Origin of the sequence: Nocardioides sp. Root1257 (genome assembly GCF_001425175.1) — a bacterium.
Lineage (GTDB): Bacteria > Actinomycetota > Actinomycetes > Propionibacteriales > Nocardioidaceae > Nocardioides.
The window spans coordinates 315,858-338,541 of sequence record NZ_LMDV01000009.1 but is presented as its reverse complement, the minus strand read 5'-3'; the positions used below and the strand labels follow the sequence as shown (position 1 = coordinate 338,541).

General features: G+C 71.3%; 21 protein-coding genes. 18 read left to right on the top strand and 3 right to left on the bottom strand.

The window, feature by feature from the left end; genetic code table 11:
- The first annotated feature begins 110 nt into the window (after positions 1–110).
- The 9 genes from ASC77_RS15890 to ASC77_RS15850 all read left to right on the top strand — a co-directional run bounded on the left by ASC77_RS15890 (position 111) and on the right by ASC77_RS15850 (position 12,064).
- Positions 111–1,580: an aldehyde dehydrogenase family protein gene (locus ASC77_RS15890; RefSeq protein ID WP_056156515.1), complete on the top strand. Its 1,470-nt coding sequence runs from the start codon at positions 111–113 to the stop codon at positions 1,578–1,580.
- On the top strand, positions 1,577–3,274 hold the full coding sequence (betA, locus tag ASC77_RS15885) for a choline dehydrogenase (protein WP_056155009.1): 1,698 nt from the start codon (positions 1,577–1,579) through the stop codon (positions 3,272–3,274). The genes ASC77_RS15890 and betA overlap by 4 nt, the downstream gene beginning before the upstream one ends.
- Positions 3,271–4,296 carry a quaternary amine ABC transporter ATP-binding protein gene (locus ASC77_RS15880; protein WP_056155006.1) on the top strand — a complete coding sequence of 342 codons (1,026 nt, stop codon included), beginning with the start codon at positions 3,271–3,273 and terminating at the stop codon, positions 4,294–4,296. Before betA ends, ASC77_RS15880 begins: the two co-directional genes overlap by 4 nt.
- Positions 4,293–6,353: an ABC transporter permease gene (locus ASC77_RS15875; RefSeq protein WP_056155003.1), complete on the top strand. Its 2,061-nt coding sequence runs from the start codon at positions 4,293–4,295 to the stop codon at positions 6,351–6,353. The genes ASC77_RS15880 and ASC77_RS15875 overlap by 4 nt, the downstream gene beginning before the upstream one ends.
- 28 nt (positions 6,354–6,381) lie before the next feature.
- Positions 6,382–7,353, top strand: a complete 972-nt coding sequence (locus ASC77_RS15870) for an ABC transporter substrate-binding protein (protein WP_056155000.1) — start codon at positions 6,382–6,384, stop codon at positions 7,351–7,353.
- A gap of 228 nt (positions 7,354–7,581) precedes the next feature.
- Positions 7,582–10,089 carry a GcvT family protein gene (locus ASC77_RS15865; protein ID WP_056154996.1) on the top strand — a complete coding sequence of 836 codons (2,508 nt, stop codon included), beginning with the start codon at positions 7,582–7,584 and terminating at the stop codon, positions 10,087–10,089.
- Positions 10,086–10,829, top strand: coding sequence for an electron transfer flavoprotein subunit beta/FixA family protein (locus ASC77_RS15860; RefSeq protein ID WP_056154995.1), 744 nt, complete (start codon positions 10,086–10,088; stop codon positions 10,827–10,829). Before ASC77_RS15865 ends, ASC77_RS15860 begins: the two co-directional genes overlap by 4 nt.
- Positions 10,826–11,797, top strand: coding sequence for an electron transfer flavoprotein subunit alpha/FixB family protein (locus ASC77_RS15855; protein WP_056154992.1), 972 nt, complete (start codon positions 10,826–10,828; stop codon positions 11,795–11,797). Before ASC77_RS15860 ends, ASC77_RS15855 begins: the two co-directional genes overlap by 4 nt.
- 66 nt (positions 11,798–11,863) lie before the next feature.
- Positions 11,864–12,064: a PLDc N-terminal domain-containing protein gene (locus ASC77_RS15850; protein ID WP_056154990.1), complete on the top strand. Its 201-nt coding sequence runs from the start codon at positions 11,864–11,866 to the stop codon at positions 12,062–12,064.
- On the opposite strand, the gene ASC77_RS15845 is transcribed toward ASC77_RS15850, so the two are convergent.
- Positions 12,019–12,678 (bottom strand): pyridoxamine 5'-phosphate oxidase family protein, encoded by a 660-nt coding sequence (locus ASC77_RS15845; protein WP_056154988.1) that lies wholly within the window; start codon positions 12,676–12,678, stop codon positions 12,019–12,021. The two genes, ASC77_RS15850 and ASC77_RS15845, sit on opposite strands and share 46 nt — an antisense overlap.
- A 165-nt stretch (positions 12,679–12,843) precedes the next feature.
- Here ASC77_RS15845 and ASC77_RS15840 point away from each other — a divergent pair, with 165 nt between their 5' ends.
- From ASC77_RS15840 to ASC77_RS15820, 6 genes are read left to right on the top strand one after another with little or no spacing between them, the layout of a single operon-like run.
- Entirely contained in the window at positions 12,844–13,032 is a 189-nt protein-coding gene (locus ASC77_RS15840; protein ID WP_056154985.1) for a hypothetical protein, read from the top strand.
- A gap of 47 nt (positions 13,033–13,079) precedes the next feature.
- Positions 13,080–13,265 (top strand): hypothetical protein, encoded by a 186-nt coding sequence (locus tag ASC77_RS15835; RefSeq protein ID WP_056154982.1) that lies wholly within the window; start codon positions 13,080–13,082, stop codon positions 13,263–13,265.
- Positions 13,262–13,435, top strand: a complete 174-nt coding sequence (locus ASC77_RS26715; RefSeq protein WP_156391126.1) for a hypothetical protein — start codon at positions 13,262–13,264, stop codon at positions 13,433–13,435. Before ASC77_RS15835 ends, ASC77_RS26715 begins: the two co-directional genes overlap by 4 nt.
- Before the next feature lie 55 nt (positions 13,436–13,490).
- A complete protein-coding gene (locus ASC77_RS15830) occupies positions 13,491–14,732 on the top strand; it encodes a M15 family metallopeptidase (RefSeq protein ID WP_056154979.1) in 1,242 nt (413 codons plus the stop codon).
- 29 nt (positions 14,733–14,761) lie between these two features.
- A complete protein-coding gene (locus ASC77_RS15825; protein ID WP_056154975.1) occupies positions 14,762–15,730 on the top strand; it encodes an NADPH:quinone oxidoreductase family protein in 969 nt (322 codons plus the stop codon).
- Positions 15,727–16,548 carry an alpha/beta fold hydrolase gene (locus ASC77_RS15820; RefSeq protein ID WP_200952352.1) on the top strand — a complete coding sequence of 274 codons (822 nt, stop codon included), beginning with the start codon at positions 15,727–15,729 and terminating at the stop codon, positions 16,546–16,548. The genes ASC77_RS15825 and ASC77_RS15820 overlap by 4 nt, the downstream gene beginning before the upstream one ends.
- On the opposite strand, the gene ASC77_RS15815 is transcribed toward ASC77_RS15820, so the two are convergent.
- Complete coding sequence (locus ASC77_RS15815) at positions 16,535–16,840, bottom strand: putative quinol monooxygenase (protein WP_056154972.1); 306 nt, start codon at positions 16,838–16,840, stop codon at positions 16,535–16,537. The two genes, ASC77_RS15820 and ASC77_RS15815, sit on opposite strands and share 14 nt — an antisense overlap.
- Positions 16,841–16,926: 86 nt before the next feature.
- Between ASC77_RS15815 and ASC77_RS15810 the strand changes: the two genes are divergently transcribed.
- The gene (locus tag ASC77_RS15810; RefSeq protein ID WP_056154968.1) at positions 16,927–18,903 is read left to right on the top strand and encodes a M13 family metallopeptidase; all 1,977 of its coding nucleotides are present in this window, start codon (positions 16,927–16,929) and stop codon (positions 18,901–18,903) included.
- Between the two features lies 1 nt (position 18,904).
- Here ASC77_RS15810 and ASC77_RS27720 read toward each other — a convergent pair whose 3' ends face one another.
- Positions 18,905–19,501, bottom strand: coding sequence for a collagen-like protein (locus tag ASC77_RS27720; protein ID WP_056154966.1), 597 nt, complete (start codon positions 19,499–19,501; stop codon positions 18,905–18,907).
- 124 nt (positions 19,502–19,625) lie between these two features.
- Between ASC77_RS27720 and ASC77_RS15800 the strand changes: the two genes are divergently transcribed.
- Positions 19,626–20,375 (top strand): 2-phosphosulfolactate phosphatase, encoded by a 750-nt coding sequence (locus tag ASC77_RS15800; RefSeq protein WP_056154962.1) that lies wholly within the window; start codon positions 19,626–19,628, stop codon positions 20,373–20,375.
- Positions 20,376–20,549: 174 nt separating this feature from the next.
- Positions 20,550–22,661, top strand: a complete 2,112-nt coding sequence (locus tag ASC77_RS15795) for a RecQ family ATP-dependent DNA helicase (RefSeq protein ID WP_056154959.1) — start codon at positions 20,550–20,552, stop codon at positions 22,659–22,661.
- Positions 22,662–22,684: the final 23 nt, after the last annotated feature.

Genomic DNA, 22,684 nt, shown 5'->3' with positions numbered 1-22,684 from the left:
CGGCCCTTGACGGCACGGTGACCTGACAGCATCCTCGGGAACACCAATGGGTTGCGCGGGCAGCAACCAGTTGCGTCATACGCAACGCCGTGGTGTGAGAGTGGGTGCCGGTGGCAGAGCTCTACGTCGAGGGTGCGTGGGTGAGCGCGCGGGGTGGCGCACGCCGCGAGATCCGCTGCCCCGCCGACGGCAGCCTCGTCGCCGAGGTCGACGAGGCCGGCCCCGAGGACACCGAGGCGGCGATCGCCGCGGCACACACGGCCTTCCACGACGGGTCCTGGCGGGACACGTCGAGCCGCGAGCGCGGCGACCTGCTGCTGCGGCTGGCGGACCTGCTCGAGCGCGATGCCGAGGACCTGGCCCGGATGGAGTCGCTCGACACCGGCAAGCGCCTGGTCGAGAGCCGCTACGACATCGCCGACGTGGTGTCGGTGTTCCGCCACTACGGACGGGTCGCCGCAGAGGACGCCGGCCGGGTCGTCGACACGGGCAACCCCGACGTCGTCAGCCGCATCGTGCACGAGCCCGTCGGGGTCTGCGCGCTGATCACGCCCTGGAACTACCCGCTCCTCCAGGTCTCGTGGAAGGTCGCCCCCTGCATCGCAGCCGGCAACACCTTCGTCCTCAAGCCCAGCGAGCTGACGCCGCACACCGCGATCCACCTCATGCGGCTGCTCGCCGAGGCCGGCCTCCCGGCCGGTGTCGGCAACCTGGTGCTCGGCGCGGGCGCGACCGCCGGCGCCCCGCTGTCGACCGATCCCCGGGTCGACCTCGTCTCCTTCACCGGCGGTCTGGAGACCGGCCGGCGGCTGATGGCGGCCGCCGCCGGGACGGTGAAGCGGGTGGCACTCGAGCTCGGCGGCAAGAACCCCAACGTGGTGTTCGCTGACGCCGACCTCGAGGTCGCCCTCGACTTCGCGCTGACCGCGGTCTTCCTGCACTCGGGCCAGGTCTGCTCCGCCGGCGCGCGGCTGGTGGTCGAGGAGTCGATCCACGACGAGTTCATGGACCGGCTGGTCGAGCGGGCCGCCACGATCCGGCTCGGCGGCCCCTTCGACGACAAGGCCGAGACCGGGCCGCTCACCAGCTCGGCCCACCGCGACAAGGTCGAGGCGTACGTCGCGCGCGGGGTCGCCGAGGGCGCCGTGCTCCGTCTGGGCGGCGCCCGCCCCGACGACCCGACGCTGGCCGACGGCTTCTACTACCTGCCGACCATCCTCGACGGCTGCACCAGCTCGATGTCGGTCACCCAGGACGAGTCGTTCGGCCCGGTTCTGACGGTCGAGACGTTCACCGACGAGGCCGACGCCGTACGCATCGCCAACGACAGCATCTACGGCCTCGCCGGCGCGGTCTGGACCCAGGACGCGGGCAAGGGCCAGCGGGTCGCGGGCCGGCTGCGGATGGGCACGGTCTGGATCAACGACTACCACCCGTACGTGCCGCAGGCCGAGTGGGGCGGCTACAAGCAGTCCGGCTTCGGCCGCGAGCTCGGCGAGGCCGGGCTGGCGGAGTACCGCGAGACCAAGCACGTCTGGCACAACATCCGCCCGGCCGAGCAACGGTGGTTCGGCGGATGAGCCAGGATCGGTACGACTACGTCATCGTCGGCGGTGGCTCCGCCGGCTGCGCGCTCGCCAACCGGCTCTCCGCCGACCCGGGCACATCGGTGCTGGTGCTCGAGGCCGGTCGCTCGGACTTCAGGATCGACCCGTTCATCCACATGCCCGCTGCCCTGCCCTTCCCGATCGGCAACCGGCTCTACGACTGGAAGTACGAGACCGACCCGGAGCCGAACCTCAACAACCGCCGGGTCTTCCACGCCCGCGGCAAGGTGCTCGGCGGCTCCAGCTCGATCAACGGGATGATCTTCCAGCGCGGCAACCCGCTCGACTACGAACGCTGGGGAGCCGAGCCGGGCATGAAGGAGTGGGACTACCTCCACTGCCTGCCCTACTTCAAGAAGATGGAGAACTGCCTGGCCGGCGCCGACGACTGGCGCGGCGGCCACGGCCCGCTCGTGCTGGAGCGGGGTCCGGCCGACAACCCGCTTTTCGCGGCGTTCTTCGACGCGACCGTCGAGGCCGGCTACCCGCGCACCGATGACGTCAACGGCTACCGCCAGGAGGGCTTCGCGCGCTTCGACCGCAACCTGCACCGCGGTCGCCGGCTCTCCGCCGCGCGGGCCTACCTGCACCCGGTGCGGCACCGGAAGAACCTCACCGTCGAGACGCTCGCGATGGCCACGCAGGTCCGCTTCGAAGGCAGGCGTGCCGTCGGCGTCGACTACCTGCGCGGCGGCCGGCTCCGTCGTACGGCGCATGCCGGCGAGGTGATCCTCTGTGGCGGCGCGATCAACACCCCGCAGCTGCTCCAGCTGTCCGGCGTCGGTGACGAGGGCCTGCTCAAGGAGCAGGGTGTGCCCCTGGTGCACCACCTGCCCGGCGTCGGCGAGAACCTCCAGGACCATCTCGAGGTCTACATCCAGTACGCGTCGAAGCAGCCGGTCTCCATCGCGCCCGGGCTGAAGTGGCGCAAGCGCCCGGGCATCGGCTACCAGTGGCTGGTGCACCGCCGGGGGCTCGGCGCCACCAACCACTTCGAGGGCGGCGGCTTCGCGCGCAGCAACGAGGACGTCGACTACCCGAACCTGATGTTCCACTTCCTGCCGGTCGCGATCCGGTACGACGGCTCCGCGCCGACCGAGGGGCACGGCTACCAGGTGCACATCGGCCCGATGTACGCCGACACCCGCGGCCACGTCCGGATCAGGAGCCGCGACCCGAACGTGCACCCGTCGCTGCTCTTCAACTACCTCTCGACCGAGAACGACAAGCGCGAGTGGGTCGAGGCGATCCGGGTCGCGCGCGACATCCTCAACCAGCCCGCGTTCGCGCCGTACAACGACGGCGAGCTCTCGCCCGGCAAGGACGTCGAGACCGACGAGCAGATCCTCGACTGGGTGCGCGCCGATGCCGAGACCGCACTCCACCCCTCGTGCACGGCCAAGATGGGCGTCGACGAGATGGCCGTCGTCGATCCGGCCACGATGCGGGTGCACGGGGTCGAGGGCCTGCGCGTCGTCGACGCCTCGGTCTTCCCGTTCGTCACCAACGGCAACATCTACGCCCCCGTGATGATGGTCGCCGAGAAGGCGGCCGACCTGATCGCGGGCAACACGCCGCTCCCGCCCGCAGACGTGCCGTACTACCGCTACCGCGACGGCACGCCGCTCTACCCGCCCGGCGACAGCCGCAACGAGGAGATCTCATGAGTGACTCCGCCCTCTCGGTCAAGAACCTCTGGAAGATCTTCGGCAAGGGGGCCGACGGGATCATCGGCACGCCGGACGCCGACCTGTCCCGCGCCGAGCTCAAGGAGAAGACCGGTTGCGTCGTCGGCGTGAAGGACGTGTCCTTCGACGTCGCGCCCGGCGAGGTCTTCGTGGTCATGGGCCTGTCGGGCTCCGGCAAGTCGACGCTGGTGCGCTGTCTGACCCGACTGATCGAGCCCACTGCGGGCGAGGTCGTCATCGACGGCCACGACATCGTGAAGGCGAGCGAGTCGGAGCTGCGCGACCTGCGGCGCACCCACACCTCGATGGTCTTCCAGCACTTCGGCCTGCTGCCGCACCGCCAGGTGATCGACAACGTCGCCTACGGGCTCGAGATCCGCGGCGTCGGTCGCAAGGAGCGCCGGGCGAAGGCCGAGGAGATCGTGCAGCTCGTCGGCCTGTCCGGCTACGAGCTCTCCTACCCCGACCAGCTGTCCGGTGGCATGCAGCAGCGCGTCGGCCTGGCCCGCGCGCTGGCCAACGACCCGTCGCTGCTGCTCTTCGACGAGCCGTTCTCGGCGCTGGACCCGCTGATCCGGCGGGACATGCAGAACGAGGTGATCCGGCTCCACCACGAGCTCGGCAAGACGATGGTCTTCATCACCCACGACCTCCAGGAGGCGCTCAAGCTCGGCGACCGGATCCTGATCATGCGCGACGGGGCGATGGTGCAGATCGGTACGCCGGACGAGGTCGTCGGCGCCCCCGCGGACGACTACGTCCGCGACTTCACCTCGGAGGTCCCGAAGTCGCACGTGCTCACCCTGAAGTGGGTCATGCGCGAGCCCGACGGGACGGTGGACGGCCCCGTCCTCCAGGCGGACCAGGTCGTCCGGGACGCCGCGCGCACCGTGCTCGACCACCAGGGGCCGTGCCGGGTGGTCGACGGTGACACCCTCGTCGGCGTCGTCGACGACGAGGACATCCTCAGGGTCGTCGTCGCGGAGGAAGCCACAGCATGAGCACCGCGACGACCACCGCGGCCGCCCGGATCCGCAACGAGAGCCGGGTCGCCGCGATGCTGCGCGCGCGGCCGCGACTGTGGGCGCTGCTGGCCGTCGTCGTGGTGTGGATCGTCGTCTGGTCGGTCACCGAGGGCATGCACACGCTGGAGATCAGCACCTCGACGCGCACCGACGTCCACGGCTGGCTCCAGGACCTGAGCGAGTCGGTCGCCGAGGCGTTCTCCGCGCAGTCCAACGCGATCGCCCGGGTGGTGAGCGGGTTCGCCGATGCGATGGACTCGATCTTCACCTGGCTCCAGCACCTGTTCACGGTGGCGCCGTACCCGCGTCCGCTGCCGCAGATCGGCTGGCTCGGCACGATCGCGATCGCGGCCCTGGTCACCTTCGCGATCGCCGGGTGGCGGATGGTGCTGCTGGTGGTGCCGTCCTTCTTCCTGTTCGGCTTCCTCGGCTACTGGACCGACTCCGTCGACACCCTGCTGATCACGCTCTTCTCGGTCCTCATCGCCTGCGTGGCCGGCATCCCTCTCGGGGTGTGGATGGCGCACAGCAAGGCCGTCTCGGCGATCGTCACGCCGATCCTCGACGTCATGCAGACGATGCCGTCGTTCGTCTACCTGCTGCCGTTCAGCATCCTGTTCGGCATCGGCCCCGCGGCGGCGATCATGGTCACGCTCGTCTACGCGACGCCGCCGGTGATCCGGATCTCGGCGCACGGCCTGCGCACCGTCAACAGCGGGGTGCTCGAGGCCACCGACTCGCTCGGCCAGGGTCGCCTCCAGCGCCTCGTCAAGGTCGAGCTGCCGCTCGCCAAGCGGACCATCATCGTCGGGGTCAACCAGACGATCATGGCGGCGCTGGCGATGGCGACGATCGCGGCGTACATCAACGGCCCGGGCCTGGGGCAGCCGGTGATCGACGGCCTCAAGCGCGGCCAGTTCGGCACCTCCTTCGTCGCCGGCCTCTGCATCGTCATCGCGGCGGTGATGCTCGACCGCACGACGACCGCGGCCAGCGTCCGCTCCGAGCAGGCCCGGCGTGCCGGCGACCGCGGTCGGCGGCTCCGGCGGATGGTGCTCGCCGCGGGCACGGTCGGCACCCTGATCGCGGTCTACCTCTCCCACGTCCAGGTCTGGGCCAACGAGTTCCCGGCGAACCCGGACCTCGGGACACCGCTGCGCAACGCGGTCGACGACTTCGGCGACTGGCTGCGCACCAACCTCTCGAGCTTCACCGCCTCGATCCAGAACAACTTCACCGAGTGGTTCCTCAACCCGGTGCAGAGCCTGGTCGCGGAGTCGCCGTGGTTCGTCACCGCCGTGGCCATCCTGCTGATCGCCGCCATCGTCGGCGGCGTGCGCGCGCTGGTCGCGACCGCCGTGTGCCTGGCCGGCATCTACCTGCTGGACCTCTGGTACAACGCGATGGTCACGCTGACCTCCGTCCTGGTGGCGACGGCGATCGTCGTCGTGATCGCGGTCGTGCTCGGCGTCGCCATGGGCCGCAGCATCGGCGTCGACCGAGCGGTCCGCCCGCTCCTCGACGCCGGCCAGACGATCCCGCCGTTCGTCCCCCTGATCCCGGTGCTGATCCTCTTCGGCCCCAACCGGTTCACCGCGATCATCGCTGCGGTCATCTACGCGGTCCCGATCGCCACCAAGCTGGTCGCCGACGGCATCCGCGGGGTCTCGCCCGAGACGCTCGAGGCCTCCCGCTCCACCGGCGCCAGCCGCTGGCAGGAGATCACCAAGGTGCAGCTGCCGATGGCCCGCGGCTCGCTGCTGCTCGCGACCAACCAGGGCCTCCTCTACGTGCTGTCGATGGTCGTCATCGGCGGCATGGTCGGCGCCGGCGGGCTCGGCTTCGACATCGTGAAGGGCTTCCGGCAGTCCGAGTACGTCGGCCGGGGCCTCGCCGCCGGGATCACGATCGTGCTGCTCGGGATCATGCTCGACCGGATCACGACGTACGGCGCCGCGCGTGCGGGCGCGTCGTCGACGTGGCAGCAGAAGAAGCCCTTGCTCCGGCGGCCCGCCTGGGCGGGCCTCAGATGAACCTCACCAAGGGAAAGAAAGGTCAACGATGAGAGTCAAGCGCACACAAGCGGTGCTCGCGGCACTGGCTACGACGTCGGCACTCGCGCTCGGTGCGTGTGGTGGCGACTCCATCAAGGACGCCGACACCCCGGCCGGGGCCACCAAGGACTGCGGTGACCTCAACATGGCCGTGAACCCGTGGGTCGGCTTCGAGGCCGACGCGCACGTGGTCGGCTACGTCGCCCAGACGCAGCTCGGGTGCACCGTGAGCTACAAGGACCTGGACGAGCAGGTCTCCTGGAAGGGCTTCGGCAGCGGGGACGTGGACGTCGTCATCGAGAACTGGGGTCACCCGGAGCTCGAGAAGAAGTACTTCGCCGGCGAGGGCGACGGCAGCGCCGAGGACGCCGGCCTGACCGGCAACGACGGAGTGATCGGCTGGTACGTCCCGCCGTGGATGGCGGACAAGTACCCCGACATCACCGACTGGAACAACCTGAACAAGTACGCCGACCTGTTCAAGACCTCCGAGTCGGGCGACAAGGGCACGCTCTTCGACGGCGACCCCGGGTTCGTGACCAACGACGAGGCGCTGGTGAAGAACCTGAAGCTCGACTACAAGGTCGTGTACGCCGGCAGCGAGGACGCGCTGATCGAGGCCTTCCGCACCGCGGAGGAGAACAAGAAGCCGATGATCGGCTACTTCTACGAGCCGCAGTGGTTCCTCGCCGAGGTTCCGCTGGTCAAGGTCAACCTGCCGAAGTACACGGACGGCTGCGACGCCGACCCGGAGAAGGTGGCCTGCGACTACCCGCCGTACCCGCTCAACAAGATCGTCTCCACCGAGTGGATGAAGTCCGGCAGCCCGGCCGTCAACCTGGTCAAGAACTTCACCTGGACCAACGACGACCAGAACCTCGTGGCCAAGTACATCGCCCAGGACCAGATGGACCCGGACGACGCGGCCAAGAAGTGGGTCGACGCCAACCAGGACAAGGTCGACGCCTGGCTCAAGTAGCCGGTCGGGTCGCTTGATCGGCCGTGCGGGTTTCACCGGTCAGCCGCCAGAGCCCGCACGACACGCCGTACGCAACCGGCGCGTCGTGCGGGGGTCGGCGGTCAGCCGGTGAAACCCGCAGCGGCGGGCTTGACCGCCCGACCGCACACGGGTGATCCTTGAGGTAGTTCCGTAATACGAATCGCGTTGCGGATTACGCAACAACGAAGCAGCAGTTCGGAGGGCCTCATGGCCAACGTCCCCGCCTCCGCGAAGGTCGTCGTCATCGGCGCCGGCATCGTCGGCAACAGCCTCGTGCACCACCTCGCCGAGCTCGGCTGGCGCGACATCGTGCAGCTCGACAAGGGCGCGCTGCCCAACCCCGGCGGCTCGACGGGCCACGCCTCCAACTTCATCTTCCCGGTGGACCACTCCCGGGAGATCACGGACCTGACGCTCGACTCCGTGCGGCAGTACAAGGAGATGGGCGTCTTCACCGAGTCCGGTGGCTTCGAGCTGGCCCGCACCGAGGAGCGGATGGAGGAGCTGCGCCGCCGGATGTCGAGCGCGAAGGCGTGGGGCATCGAGGCCGAGCTGGTGAGCCCGGAGTTCGTGAAGGAGAAGGTGCCCTTCATCGAGACCGACCAGTTCATCGGCGCCTTCTGGACCCCGAGCGTCGGGGTCGTCGACTCGCTGCGCGCCGGCACGATCATGCGCGAGAAGGCGCTGGAGTCCGGCGCGCTCACCGTCGTACCCACCGTCGAGGTCGTCGGCCTCGACGTGGAGGACGGACGGATCCGTCGGGTGCGCACCGACGGCGGCGACATCGAGGCGGAGTACGTCGTCATCGCCTGCGGCGTGTGGAGCCCCAAGATCGGCGACATGGCAGGGATCTCGATCCCGCTCACGCCGGCGGTGCACCAGATGATCAGCGTCGGGCCGTGCCCGCAGCTCGCCGAGCGCGAGGGCGAGATCTCGTTCCCGATCATCCGCGACATGGACACGTTCTGCTACGAGCGCCAGCACGGCGCCGACATGGAGGTCGGCTCCTACGCGCACCGCGCGATCCTGCACGAGCCGGAGGACATCCCCTCGATCGAGCAGGCCAAGCTGTCACCGACCGAGATGCCCTTCACCTCCGACGACTTCGACCCGCAGCTCGAGCAGGCCTACGAGCTGATGCCCGAGCTGCTCGGCGCCGAGGGTGCGGAGATGCGCTACGCGATCAACGGGCTCCTGTCGTTGACCTGCGACGGCAACCCGATCCTGGGCGAGAGCCTGGTCAAGGGCCTCTGGACGGCGGCCGCGGTCTGGATCAAGGAGGGCCCCGGCGTCGGCCGCGCGGTCGCCGAGTGGATGACCCACGGGCACAGCGAGATCGACGTCCACCACAGCGACATCGCGCGCTTCCACCCGCACCAGATGCGCCGCGAGCACACCCGCCTGCGCACCACCGAGTCGTTCATCAAGACCTACGGGATCATCCACCCGGCCGAGCAGTACGAGTCCGACCGCGACCAGCGCCTCTCGCCGATGCACGCCGCGCAGCAGAAGCTCGGCGCGATGTTCTTCGAGACCGCGGGCTGGGAGCGGCCGCACTGGTACGAGTCCAACGCCGGCCTCCTCGAGGAGTACGGCGACGCGACGATGCCGCGCGAGCACGAGTGGGACGCCCGCTGGTGGAGCCCGATCATCAACGCCGAGCACCTCCAGATGCGCGAGGCGGCGGGCGTCATCGACCTGTCGGCGTTCCAGGTCTTCGACATCGAGGGGCCCGGAGCGCTCGACACCGTGCAGCGCACGTGCGTCGCACAGTGCGACGTCGCGGTCGGCAAGGTGATCTACACGCCGGTGCTCGACGCCAAGGGCGGCTTCCTCTCCGACCTGACCGTGATGCGGCTGGGCGAGGACCACTTCCGCGTCGTGACCGGCGGAGCGCACGGCCGCGCCGACCTGCAGTGGTTCGGCAACCAGCTCACCGACGACGGCACCACCATCACCGACCGCACCGACGAGGTGTCGACCATCGGGCTCTGGGGCCCGAAGGCCCGCACCATCCTCTCGGCACTCACCGACGACGACGTCTCCGACGAGGGCTTCGGCTTCCTGACCTGCCGTGAGATCACCGTGGGTGGCGTCTCCGTGCTCGCGTCGCGCATCTCGTACGTCGGCGAGCTCGGCTGGGAGCTGTACGTCGCGATGGACGACGCGGCCGCGCTCTGGGACACGCTGCTCGAGACCGGTGCCGACCACGGCGCCGTACCGGTCGGCATCGGCGTCTACGGCACCACCGGCCGGATCGAGAAGGGCTACCGCGCCTTCGGCTACGAGCTCGACTCCGAGCGCTCCATCGTCGAGGCGGGCATGCAGCGGCCGAAGGTGAAGGCCGCCGACTTCGTCGGCCGGGAGGCCTACCTCGCCCAGCGCGACGCGCCGGTCCAGTCGGTGCTCTGCACCCTGGTCGTGGACGACCACACCTCGGCCAGCGGCGTGAAGCGCTACATGCTCGGCGGTGAGCCGATCCTGACCCGGTCCGGCGAGCCGCTGACCGACGGCCACGGGCACCACCCCTACGTGACGACCGCGGGCTCGGCGCCGTCGCTGGGCAAGCACGTGCTGCTGGCCTACCTGCCGCCGGCCGAGGCCTCGATCGGCAACCAGCTCGCCGTCTCCTACATGGAGGAGCTCTACCCGGTGACCGTCGGCTCGGTCGACGCCACGGCCCTGCTCGACCCGACCAACGACCGCATCCGATGACGACGCTCGTCTGCATCAAGCGGGTCGTCGACTCGTCCAGCGAGGTCGTGCTGACCGAGGACGGCCAGGCCGTCGACGGTCGGTACGCCGGCTTCACGACGAGCGCGCACGAGGAGTGTGCCGTCGAGCTGGCCGTGCAGATCGGCGGCGAGATCACCGTCATGACGCTCGGCGACGCCGACGCGGTCGAGCAGCTGCGCGCCGCCCTGGCGGTCGGGTGCACGGCCGCGGTGCACGTCGTCGCCGACCCGCAGACCTTCGGGCCCGCGGACGTTGCCCGCGAGATCGCCGCCGTCGCGCGCGACGGCGGTCACGACCTGGTGCTGCTCGGCAACGATGCCGCCGACAGCGGGGACTTCCAGGTCGGCATCCGGCTCGCCTACGAGCTGGGCTGGCCGGTCGTCAACGGAGTCTCGACCGTGTCGGTCGCCGACGGTGTCGTCACCGCCAGCGGGGCCGGCCCGGACGGTCACGAGACCTACCGCGTCCCGCTGCCCGCCGTCGTCACCGTGCTGGAGGGCGGGGTCGAGCCGCGCTACCCCACCGTACCCGGCCGGATGAAGGCGAAGAAGGTCGCGATCGACGAGCGCCGACCCACCGCGGAGCCGACCGGGCCGGGCCGGGTCCGGCTGCTGCTTCCCCCTCCCGCTCCTTCCGACGTGCAGATCCTCGGCAAGGGCGCGGACGCCGCTCCGGCCGTCGTCGACCTGCTCGAGCAGCTGGGGGTGCTGGCCCGATGATCGTGGTGCTGGTCGAGACGACGCCGTCGGGGGAGGCGGTCGAGGTCTCCCGCGAGGCGATCACGTTCGCCCGCTCCCTGTCCGAGGCGGGCGGCGGCGTGCCGGTCGACGCAGTCGTCGTGGGCGAGCCGTCGGCCGACCTGGTCGCCACGCTCGCGTCGTACGGCGTCCGCACGGTGCACGCGCTGACCGGCGAGGCGTTCGCGTCGTACGCCGGGGCCGCGTGGGCGTCCGGCATCCAGGGCGTGCGCGGCAGCTCGGTCGTGGTGATGGCCGCCGGGACGCCCCGGGGCAACGAGGTGATGGCCCACGTCGCCGCGCGCGAAGGCGTCGCCATGGCCGCCAACGTGCTGTCCTTCAGCGGCCTGGCGCCCTTCGTCGTCACCCGTCAGGTCGTCGGTGGCGCGGCCCTCGAGGAGATGCGGCTGGGCGACCGGCCGGCGGTCTTCACGGTCGCCGGGCACGCCGTCGAGGCGGTCCCGGCAGCGACGCCGGGCCCGGCCGACGTCCAGGTCCACGCGCCGGAGGTCGCGGCCGCCGACCTGGTCGCCCGCGTCGTGTCGAGCGAGGAGCCCGAGCCCGACCTGTCCGGCACCCTCAAGTCGGCGAAGGTCGTCGTGGGCGCCGGTCGCGGGGCCGGCAGCTCCGAGGGGTTCGCCGACCTGCTCGAGCTCACCGACCTGCTCGGCGGCTCGCTCGGCGTCTCCCGCGTCGTCACCTCGCTCGGCTGGCGTCCGCACCACGAGCAGGTCGGCCAGACGGGCTCGCGGATCTCGCCGGACCTCTACATCCCGTGCGGCATCAGCGGCGCCATCCAGCACTGGGCCGGCTGCTCGACCGCGAAGCACATCCTCGCGATCAACACCGACCCGGACGCCCCGATGGTCACCAAGGCGTCGTACGCCGTGATCGGCGACCTGCACGAGGTCGTGCCCGCGATCAATGCGGAGATCAGGCGCCGGCAGTAGGGTCCGCCCAGGGCGCTCATCTCGGTCGAGGAGACGAACTTCCTCATCCCCGCCGGGTTCTTCCTCGTGTTCGTGCTCGTCGCGCTCGTCGGCACCGTGCTCTGGATCTGGAGCCTGGTCGACGCCCTGCGGTACGACGACCGCCGGTGGGACGCTGCCGGGCAGAGCAAGCTGCTGTGGGTGCTGCTGATCGTGCTGCTGGGCCTGCTCGGCTCGCTGCTCTACGTCGTGATGCCGCGACCGGCGCTGCGCCGCGCCACCAGCTGATCGACCGAGGGCGGCACCGGCAGTCCGGTGGCCGCCGGTGCCGGCACCGGCGGATCCAGGACGGTCCGCACCGGCACCAGCCCGCTCCACACGTCCGGGTCGGCGTCGGCCTCCTCGGGCGTGGCCGGCCAGTCGTCGGCGACCTTGAGCAGCCACCCGTCCGGGCGGATCGGCAGGGACAGCGCGAGGGTGGCGGCCAGCTCCTTGCGGTTCGGCGGGCGCACCTCCGTCGTACGACCCGGCACCAGCACCTCGGAGAACCTGTCCAGCGCGGCCTCCCGCGCCTCGTCGGACAGTGTCTCCAGCGGCCCGCGGACCGTCGCCGAGCGGTAGTTGACCGACGACTCGAACGTCGTCGGCGCGACGACGAGGGCGTCGAGGGCGAACACGGTGAGCACCGCCGGTGCACCGGCCGCGACCCGGCGTAGGGCGCCGGCTCCGGTCGAGCCGTGCAGCAGGATCCGGTCGCCGTCGCGCGCGTAGAGCATCGGCACGGCGAGCGGCCGGCCGTCGGCCACGCAGGACAGCACGCCGACCCACTGGGAGTCGAGGAGGTCGTCGAGGGCGGCGCGCTCCGTCACGCCCTGCTCGGGGAAGCGCTGGAGTCGGTCCACGCCCCCATCCCACCACCTCGCACCGCGGGCGCGGGCAGGTCCAGACATGTCGTCAGGGCGGATTGGAGGGCGGGATCAGCGGGCACAACCCTGGTCAGGCGGCGCCGGCTGCCGATCACCGAAGGGGACGGTCCACCGAGGACCGAGGGAGAACGGGGAAGCACGATGACCGACGACGAGCGCATGGGGACCCTGCTCACGATGCAGCAGAAGGACGACACGACACCGGCGTGGGAGCCGCGTGCGGTCACCCGGGCCCGCGGGCTGTCCGACCTGCTGGTGCGGCGCCCGGAGCTGGCGGGCGTGTACTCGCCGGCCGACGTCACCGCCGAGGCGGTGCGCTGGTCCGCGTGACCAGATTCGCAGGTGCAGTAACTCGATAAAGTCAGTAGACTTCTCGTGTGGAGGAGCCAACTGACGTCGACCCCTGGTGGTCGGTCTTCACGGTCGTGTCCGTGGGGACGCTCAGCGTGCTCCTGGTCATCGACCGGTACGTCGAGCTCCTGGCCGCAGGAGCGGCGTACACCGCCACCTGGATCATCGCCCGCGCCGATCGACGCTCGGGCGGGAAGGGGGAGTCGACATGACTGCTGCAGCACCGGAGACCCGTTCGACCGAGGAGCCGACGGTCCTCGCGGAGGTCCGCGCGTCGAGCCACGTCCGTGCCCTGTCGGACCTGTTCGGCCGACGGCCCGACCTGGCCGGCGTCTACTCGCCGGCCGACCTCGCCACCGAGGCGGTTCGCTGGTCGGCCTGACTCCTGGGGCGCGCCCGCCTACCCTGGAGCCTCAGCCACCGGGGGGAGGAGCGCCATGGGACGCGCACGCAGTCGCGCCGCGCTGGCCGTCGTCGCGCTCCTGGCCGCGACCCTGACGGCCGGGTGCGACGGGTCGGACATGCACGCCGACGACCAGCCGGGCACCGCCGGCAGTGGTACGACGTCCGCCTCCGCGAGCGGCTCGGCGAGCAGCACGCCGCAGAGCACCCCCACCCTCGACCCGGCCCACGCGATCGACAAGCCGGGCACGCGCACCGGCCAGATCGCGCCGTCCGACATCATCGTCACGGGCTCGAAGACCCTCGACGACAGCATCGTGGACGCGATCCGGCGGCTCCCCGGCGTGACCGACGTGGAGCAGATCGCGCTCGGCCAGGCCGTCATCGAGAACCGGGCGATCAACGTCGCCGCGGTCGATCCCGCGACGTACCGGAACTACACGCCCGACGGCAGCGCGCAGAGCGGCGACGTCTGGGCGCGGGTCGCTGACGGCGAGCTCGCGCTCGCTCGCGCGACGGCGAAGAAGCTGCCCGTCGACGACAACGACTTCCTCCGCCTCGGGAGCGCCGACGACGCGCCGGCCGTGCACATCGGTGCCTACGCGCCCCAGGCGCTGGAGGTGGACGCCGTCGTCAACGACACCTGGATCCCCGACCTCGACCTGACGCCCGGCAACGCGCTCCTGATCCGCACGGGCGGCACCGCGCCGATCACGCTGCGCGCTCCCATCAAGCAGCTGCTGCACGACACCGGCTCGTCGGTGCAGATGACCGACGCGATCGCCCGCTACGGACTCGATCCCGACGTGGTGCAGACCGCGGTCGTCGTCGGCACCATCGCCGACGCGGTCGGCACCTACCGCTACACCGTCCTCGGCGGCGGCCACATCGCGCCCGACCCGGCATGGGTGGCCGAGCACATCACCACCCAGACCGTGCCGATCCTCGGCAGCGTCACCTGCAACAAGGCGATCTTCCCGCAGCTCATCGCGGCGCTCCAGGCGGTGCAGGCGCAGGGCCTGGCCGACAAGATCCATCCCGGTGAGTACGCCGGCTGCTACTACCCGCGCTTCATCGCCGGCTCGACGACGCTGTCCAACCACGCGTTCGGGCTCGCGCTCGACCTCAACACCCCGGGCAACCAGCGCGGCACGGCCGGGCAGATGGACCGCGGCGTGGTCGCCATCTTCAAGAGCTGGGGCTTCACCTGGGGCGGCGACTGGGGCTACACCGACCCGATGCACTTCGAGATGAACCGGCTGGTCCAGCCGCGCTGAGCGACCGACCGGCCGCTAGCCTCGGGCGCATGCGCGCTGTCCAGGTCGTCACGCCCACCGGTCCCGCCGACGTCGTCGTCAACGAGGTCCCCGAGCCCACCCCACAGCCGAGCGAGGTCCTCGTCGAGGTGCACAGCGTCGGCATCTCGTTCCCCGACCTGCTGCTGAGCAAGGGTGAGTACCAGCTGAAGCCCGAGCCGCCGTTCACCCTCGGGGTCGACTTCGCCGGGGTGGTCGTCTCCGGGCCTGAGGGTTTCGCCCCGGGCCAGCGGGTCGCCGGGGTCGCCGGCTACGGCAACGCCGCCGACCTGGTCGCCAGCCCCGCCGACACGACGTTCGCGCTGCCCGACGGGCTCTCGTTCGACGAGGGCGCCGCGCTCCCGATGAACTACCTGACCGCCCAGTTCGCGCTGGCCGAGCGCGGCCACCTCCGCGCGGGCGAGACCGTCCTCGTGCACGGTGCCGCCGGCGGTGTCGGCACGGCGACCATCCAGGTCGCGAAGGGGTACGGCGCCCGCACCATCGCCGTCGTGAGCACCGAGGAGAAGGCGGCGATCGCGCGCGACGCCGGCGCCGACGAGACCGTGCTCCTCGAGGGCTTCCGCGACGCGGTCAAGGAGGTGACCGGTGGCCGCGGCGTGGACGTGGTCGTCGACGTCGTCGGCGGCGACGTCTTCACCGACTCCCTGCGCTCGCTGGCCACCCAGGGCCGCCTGCTGGTCGTCGGGTTCGCCGCGGGCCAGGGCATCCCCGAGGTGAAGGTCAACCGCCTGCTGCTCAACAACGTCGACGTCCGCGGCGTCGGCTGGGGCGCGTTCGCGATGATGCGTCCCGGCTACATGCAGCAGCAGTGGTCCGAGCTGTTGCCGATGATGGAGTCCGGCGTCATCAAGCCGCCGATCGGCGCGACGTACGACCTCGACGGCTTCGGCCAGGCGCTGATCGACATGGAGCAGCGCAGGACGCTCGGCAAGTCCGTCGTGCACGTCCGCCCTTGATCGACGACGCCGATCGACACTGGGCCCGGCCCGCCGTGCCGAACGGCACCGGGGCGCTGGTGCTCGCCGGCTCGAGCGGTCGCCTCGACGCCGGCCGGGCCGACCTGCTCGCGTCGTACGGCGTGACGGCGCTCGCGCTGCGGTGGTTCGGAGGCGCCGGGCAGCCGCCGGTGGCGTGCGAGGTGCCGCTGGAGACCTTCACCGAGGCGATCGACCTGCTGGCGCGCGAGTGCGAGCGGGTCGTGCTGATCGGCCTCTCGTACGGCGCCGAGGCCGCGCTGCTGACCGCGTGCCTCGACGACCGGGTCGACGCCGTCGTCGCGCTGGCCCCGACGGACGTGGTCTGGGAGGGGCAGCACCTCGACGACGCCGACCCGCGGCGCAGCAAGTGGACGCGGCAGGGCCGACCGGTCCCGTTCGTGCCGCTGGACCGGGCGTGGGAGCCGTCGACGGCCAGCCCCGCGTTCGTCGAGCTCTACGAGCGGAGCCGGGAGCTCGCCGGTGCCGAGACCGTCGCGGCGGCGACGATCCCGGTCGAGCTCTTCCGGGGCGAGCTGGTGCTCGTCACGGGTGGGGACGACCGGGTGTGGGCGAGCGCCCGGGCCGCCGACGACATCGTGGCGCGGCGAGCCCGTGCCGGGTTGGCGACCGTCGTCGTCCACGACCCGCGAGCGGGCCATCCCGTGGTGCTCCCGGGGGAGGCACCGCCGGACCCGCGTCGTCCCTACGAGGTCGGCGGGGACGACGGCGCGCCGCAGCGACTGGGTGCGGCCGCGTGGCCGCACCTCCGAGAGGTCCTCGGGATCAGACCGGCTTGAGCGGGTGGATCGCGATGTCGCCCGCGATGGCGGGGCCGAGGACCTCGAACGCCTTGGCGATGTGCGGCGTCGCCATGTGCCCGTCCAGGTCCTCCTGGGCCCGCCAGGCCTCGACGGTCACGAAGGTGCCGGCCGCGGACGCCGACTCGTAGACGTCGTACGCGTAGCAGCCCTCCTCCTCGCGGGTGGCCGCGGCGAGCTCGGAGAGGGCGGCGGCGGCCTCGGCCGACTTCGCGGGATCGATCGGGATCGTGGCCACGACGTGCAGGGCGCCGTCAGGGATGTCGGTCATGCTCGGACGGTAGCGTGCCGACCCGAGGGCCCGACGCCCGTTCGGTCTATTCCGCTCTGCCTACCCTGGGCGGCTAGGGTCGGCTCGTGAGCATTCTCGAGGACGCCCGCGAGGGCATGGACACCGCCATTCGTCCGCAGGACGACCTGTTCGGCCACGTGAACGGGCGGTGGCTGGCCGAGACGGAGATCCCGTCGGACCGCTCCAGCTGGGGACCGTTCGTGCAGCTGGCCGACATCGCCGAGGCGCAGGTCCGCACGATCATCGAGGACCTCGCCCGCACGGTCGACGCGGCTGGCGCCGACCTCGACTCCGCCCTCGACCAGGACGCCCGCAAGATCGGCGACCTCTTCCACGCCTTCATGGACACCGAGACGATCAATGCCCGGGGCACGACACCGATGCGGCCGCTCGTCACCGCCGTGGCGAGCCTGCGCGACGTGCGCGACCTGGCCGCGTTCCTGGGCGAGTTCGAGCGGATCGGCGGGCACGGCCTCTTCGGCTCCTACATCGCGACCGACAGCAAGGACTCCGACCGCTACCTCTTCAACCTGGGCCAGGGCGGGCTCGGGCTACCGGACGAGTCCTACTACCGCGACGACAAGTTCGCGGAGATCCGTGAGAAGTACGTCGGCTACCTGACCCGCCTCTTCACCCTCGGTGGCCACGACGACGCCGAGCAGGCGGCCGCGACGGTCCTCGCCATCGACACCCGCCTGGCGGCCGGTCACTGGGAGCGCGCCGAGACGCGCGACGTCCAGAAGACCTACAACCTGATGACCAAGGCCGACCTGGTCGAGCTGTGCCCGAGCTTCGACTGGGACGCCTACATCACCAACCTCAGCGGCAGCGACCCCGACGGTGACCGGGTCCTCGCCGAGGTGTGCGTACGACAGCCGTCGTACTTCTCCCACCTCTCGACGGTCCTCGACGAGGTGCCCGTCGACGAGTGGCGCGCGTGGCTGCTCTCCCACGTGCTGCGCGCGTCGGCGGCCTACCTCACCGACGACTTCGTCGAGACCAACTTCGACTTCTACGGCCGCACCCTCAACGGCACCCCCGAGCTGCGCGCCCGGTGGAAGCGCGGCGTCGCGTTCGTCGAGGGCGCGATGGGCGAGGCCGTCGGCAAGGAGTACGTCGCGCGGCACTTCCCGCCGCGCTCCAAGGCGATGATGGACGAGCTGGTCGCCAACCTGCTCGCGGCCTACCGCCAGTCGATCTCGGTCCTGGACTGGATGTCGGACGAGACCAAGCAGCGGGCCTACGACAAGCTCGACAAGTTCCGTCCCAAGATCGGCTACCCGGAGAAGTTCCGCGACTACTCGGCGCTCCGGGTCTCGCGCGACGACCTGCTCGGCAACGTCGCGGCCGCCTCGGCGTTCGAGACCGACCGCGAGCTCGCCAAGATCGGCTCGCCGGTCGACCGCGACGAGTGGTTCATGCTGCCGCAGACCGTCAACGCCTACTACAACCCGGGCACGAACGAGATCTGCTTCCCGGCCGGCATCCTCCAGTCGCCGTTCTTCTCCCCCGACGCCGAGGAGGCCGAGAACTACGGCGGCATCGGCGCGGTGATCGGCCACGAGATCGGCCACGGCTTCGACGACCAGGGCGCGCAGTACGACGGCGACGGCAACCTCAACGACTGGTGGACCCCGGACGACAAGGCCGCCTTCGAGGTGAAGTCGAAGAAGCTGATCGAGCAGTACGACGCGTTCGAGCCCCGCAGCCTGCCGGGTGAGCACGTCAACGGTGCCCTCACCGTCGGCGAGAACATCGGCGACCTCGGCGGCCTGACGATCGGCCACACGGCGTACCTCATCGCGCGCGGTGGCACGGCCGCGGCCGACGACCGCCGCACGCTCTTCATGAACTGGGCCTACTGCTGGCGCACCAAGCGCCGCAAGGAGCAGGACCAGCAGTACCTCACCATCGACCCGCACAGCCCGCCGGAGTTCCGCGCCAACATCGTGCGCAACCTCGACGAGTTCCACGAGGTCTTCGAGACGGCGCCGGGCGACGGCCTCTGGCTCGAGCCCGACGACCGGGTGCGGATCTGGTGACTCAGGGGACCAGGATCATGAAGCCCTGGTTGGAGTCGGTGATGGTGCCGGACGCGGCGTCGCGGACCCAGGTCCGGACGGCGAAGTCGGTGCCGCACTGCAGCGGCGACGCCTCGGCGTACGCCTGATTCGCCGGCCCGCTGCTGTCCGAGCTGAAGTCCAGCGAGACGACCCACGGACGGTCCGCTGACGACAGGCCCGGCACGTTGACGCAGATCAGCCCGGCGACCGGGTTGGTCACCGTGATCCCGCCGGACTGCCTGGAGACGACGCCGCCCGAGCTGACGCGGGCGTAGGCGCGGACGAGACCGGCAGCGCCCGGCGCACCCGTCGATCCCGTGTCGCCGGTGTTGCCCTTGTCGCCCTTCGGACCGGCCGGACCGGTGGCACCGGTCGGCCCCGCGGCGCTCTTCAGCTGGGCGAGGGTCGCCGGAGCGATGTCCGCGGTGGTCAGGGTCTTGTTCTTGACGTCCTTGGTCGTGACCGTGTCGTCCTTGATCTGCTTGCTGGTGATCAGGCTGCCGGCGACGGCACCCGAGGATGCGGACACGACGAGGGCGGTGGCGGCGACCGCCAGGACGATGGGTGTCGATCTCATGGCCGGACGCTAGTGACCGGGAGCCGCCACAGGACATGGCCCGATCTCGCTGGTCCAGACCCTCATCTGGAACCGGATCGGCTCGGGGTCGGAGCTCGGGCTGCGGGCCCTCTACCCTTCGATCGTGGGGGAGACGACGAACCCGGCCCACCGGCAGGTGCAGCACCGGATCCGCTTCGAGTGGGGGCCGACCGGTGCTCGTGCCGTCGCTGCCGACGGAGGAACGGCGGTGATCGTCGACGTGCTGTCCTTCACCACGACGCTGACGGTCGCCGTCGACGCCGGGATCGAGGTCCTCCCCTTCCGGTGGAAGGACGAGCGCGCCGCGGCGTACGCCGCCGAGCGGGACGCGGTCCTCGCGACCGGTCGTTCCCGGCGGGACGGCGTGAGCCTGTCGCCGGCCTCGGTGCGCGCGGCGACCGGCGTCGCGCGCCTGGTGCTGCCGTCGCCGAACGGGTCCGCGATCAGCTTCGCGCTCGCCGAGTCCGGCATCACCGTCGTCGGCGCATCGCTGCGCAACGCGTCGGCGGTGGCGCGGTGGCTCGTCGAGCGCGACCAGCCGGTCGCGGTCATCGCCGCCGGGGAGCGGTGGCCGGACGGGTCGCTGCGTCCGGCGGTGGAGGACCTGTGGGGTGCGGGAGCCGTGCTCGCGGCCCTCGTCGACCTCGGTGCGACGGGCCTCAGCGCCGAGGCACGGGCAACGGAGCAGGCCTTCCGGGCGGTCGTGCCGCGTCTGCCCGCAGAGCTGTCCGCGTGCGCGAGCGGGGCGGAGCTGGTCGACGCCGGCTTCCCCGAGGACGTCGCGATCGCCGGCGAGCTCGACGACTCCGACGTCGTACCCCTGTTGACCGGGTCCGCGTTCGTCCGGGCCTGATCGCTGCACCGATCGTGTGCCCCAGCACGCGCCATGGGACGTCCTGGGGCACACGACCTGTGATCCACCAGCTCACACCCCGTGTTGCGCGCCGGCAACGGTCAGGAGCGGGCGGGCGGGCGCCAGATACACACCAGGTACATCGGTGTCCGGACCCGCTGGTAGACAGGCACCATGCCGACGCCGACCGACGTACGCCGCCCTGAGATTCGGGCCGGAGCCGAGGCACACCTGCGAGCCCTGGTGGGCAGCGACGACGCCGTGCTCCGCGAGGACCAGTGGTCCGCGATCGAGGCGCTCGCCGTCGACCGGCGCCGCGCGCTCGTCGTGCAGCGCACCGGCTGGGGCAAGTCGGCGGTCTACTTCGTGGCGACCCTGCTGCTGCGTGACCAGGGCGCCGGGCCGACCGTGATCGTCTCGCCGCTGCTCGCGCTGATGCGCAACCAGATCGCCGCCGCGGAGCGCGCGGGCATCCGGGCGGTCACCATCAACTCCACCAACATGGAGGACTGGGAGCCGATCCAGGAGTCGATCCGCGCCGGCGAGGTCGACGTGCTGCTGGTCAGCCCGGAGCGGCTCAACAACCCCGGCTTCCGCGACGAGGTGCTGCCCCGGCTCGCGGCGACCTGCGGGCTGCTCGTCGTCGACGAGGCGCACTGCATCTCCGACTGGGGCCACGACTTCCGACCCGACTACCGCCGGATCCGCACCCTGCTCCAGGACCTGCCCGAGGGCATCCCGGTGCTGGCGACGACGGCGACCGCCAACGCCCGGGTGACCGACGACGTCGCCGAGCAGCTCGGCAGCGCTGGCACCCTCGGTGACGTGCTGGTCCTGCGGGGCACCCTCGACCGCGAGTCCCTGCGGCTCGGCGTGGTCCGGCTGAAGACGCCCGAGCAGCGGCTCGCCTGGCTCGCCGACCACCTCGCCGAGCAACCGGGCTCCGGCATCGTCTACTGCCTCACCGTCGCGGCGACCCAGGAGGTCTCCGACTACCTGCGCTCGCGCGGCCACGAGGTCGCGGCCTACTCCGGCCAGACCGAGCCCACCGAGCGCCAGGCACTCGAGCAGGACCTCGTCGACGGTCGGGTCAAGGCGCTGGTCGCCACCAGCGCGCTCGGCATGGGCTTCGACGCGACCCTCGGGTTCGTGGTCAACCTCGGGGCCCCGCCGTCGCCGGTCGCCTACTACCAGCAGGTCGGCCGTGCCGGCCGCGGCACGGCTGAGGCGACCGTCGTGCTGCTCCCGGCGATCGAGGACCGTGACATCTGGGCCTACTTCGCCTCGCTCGCCTTCCCCCGCGAGGAGCAGGTGCGGCGCACGCTCGAGGTGCTCGCCGAGGAGGGCCGCACGATGAGCACGGCCACCCTGGAGACCTACGTCGAGCTCAACCGCAACCGTCTCGAGACGATGCTCAAGGTGCTCGACGTCGACGGCGCCGTACGCCGGGTCCGCGGCGGGTGGGAGTCCACCGGTCAGCCGTGGGCCTACGACGAGGAGCGCTACCGGCGGGTGACCGAGGCGCGCGAGCGCGAGCAGCGGGCGATGCTCGACTACATCGCCACCGACGAGTGCCGGATGCGCTACCTGCGCGAGCAGCTCGACGACCCGGAGGCCGCCGACTGCGGCCGGTGCGACAACTGCGGCGGCCTCGCCATCGCGGCCGACGTCTCCGCCGCAGCCGTCGAGGAGGCCGAGGCCCGCCTGGCGCGGCCCGGCGTCGTCGTCGAGCCGCGCAAGATGTGGCCGACCGCGCTGGCCAACCTGGGTGTCGACCTGCGCGGCAAGATCGGCGAGGCGGCGGAGGAGGGTCGGGCCGTCGCACGACTCACCGACCTCGGCTACGGCAACGCGCTGCGCGAGCTGTTCGCCCCGGCGACGCCGGACGGCCCCGTCCCGGTGCCGCTGGTCCGGGCGGTCGTCGAGGTGCTCGGCGACTGGCGCCCGCCGGTCGACAGCATCGTGGTGGTCGAGTCCACGACCCACCCCACCCTCACGGCCGACCTCGCCGACGGGCTGTCGCGCTACCTGAAGGTGCCCGTCGTGGGCCGCTACGCGATCGTCGACCCCGACGTCGCACCCGGCCAGGGCGCCGCCAACTCCGCCCAGCGGATCGCCGCCGTCGGCCGCCGCTTCGACCTGCACGCCGACGTGCCCGCGGACAGCCGGATCCTGCTCGTCGACGACCGGGTCGGCACCGGCTGGACGCTCACTCTCGCCGCTCGGGCCATCCGCTCGGCCGGGGCCGCCGAGGTCCGTCCGTTGGTGCTCGCCACCCAGTCCTGAGGGCGGTGTAACGCACAGGCGGC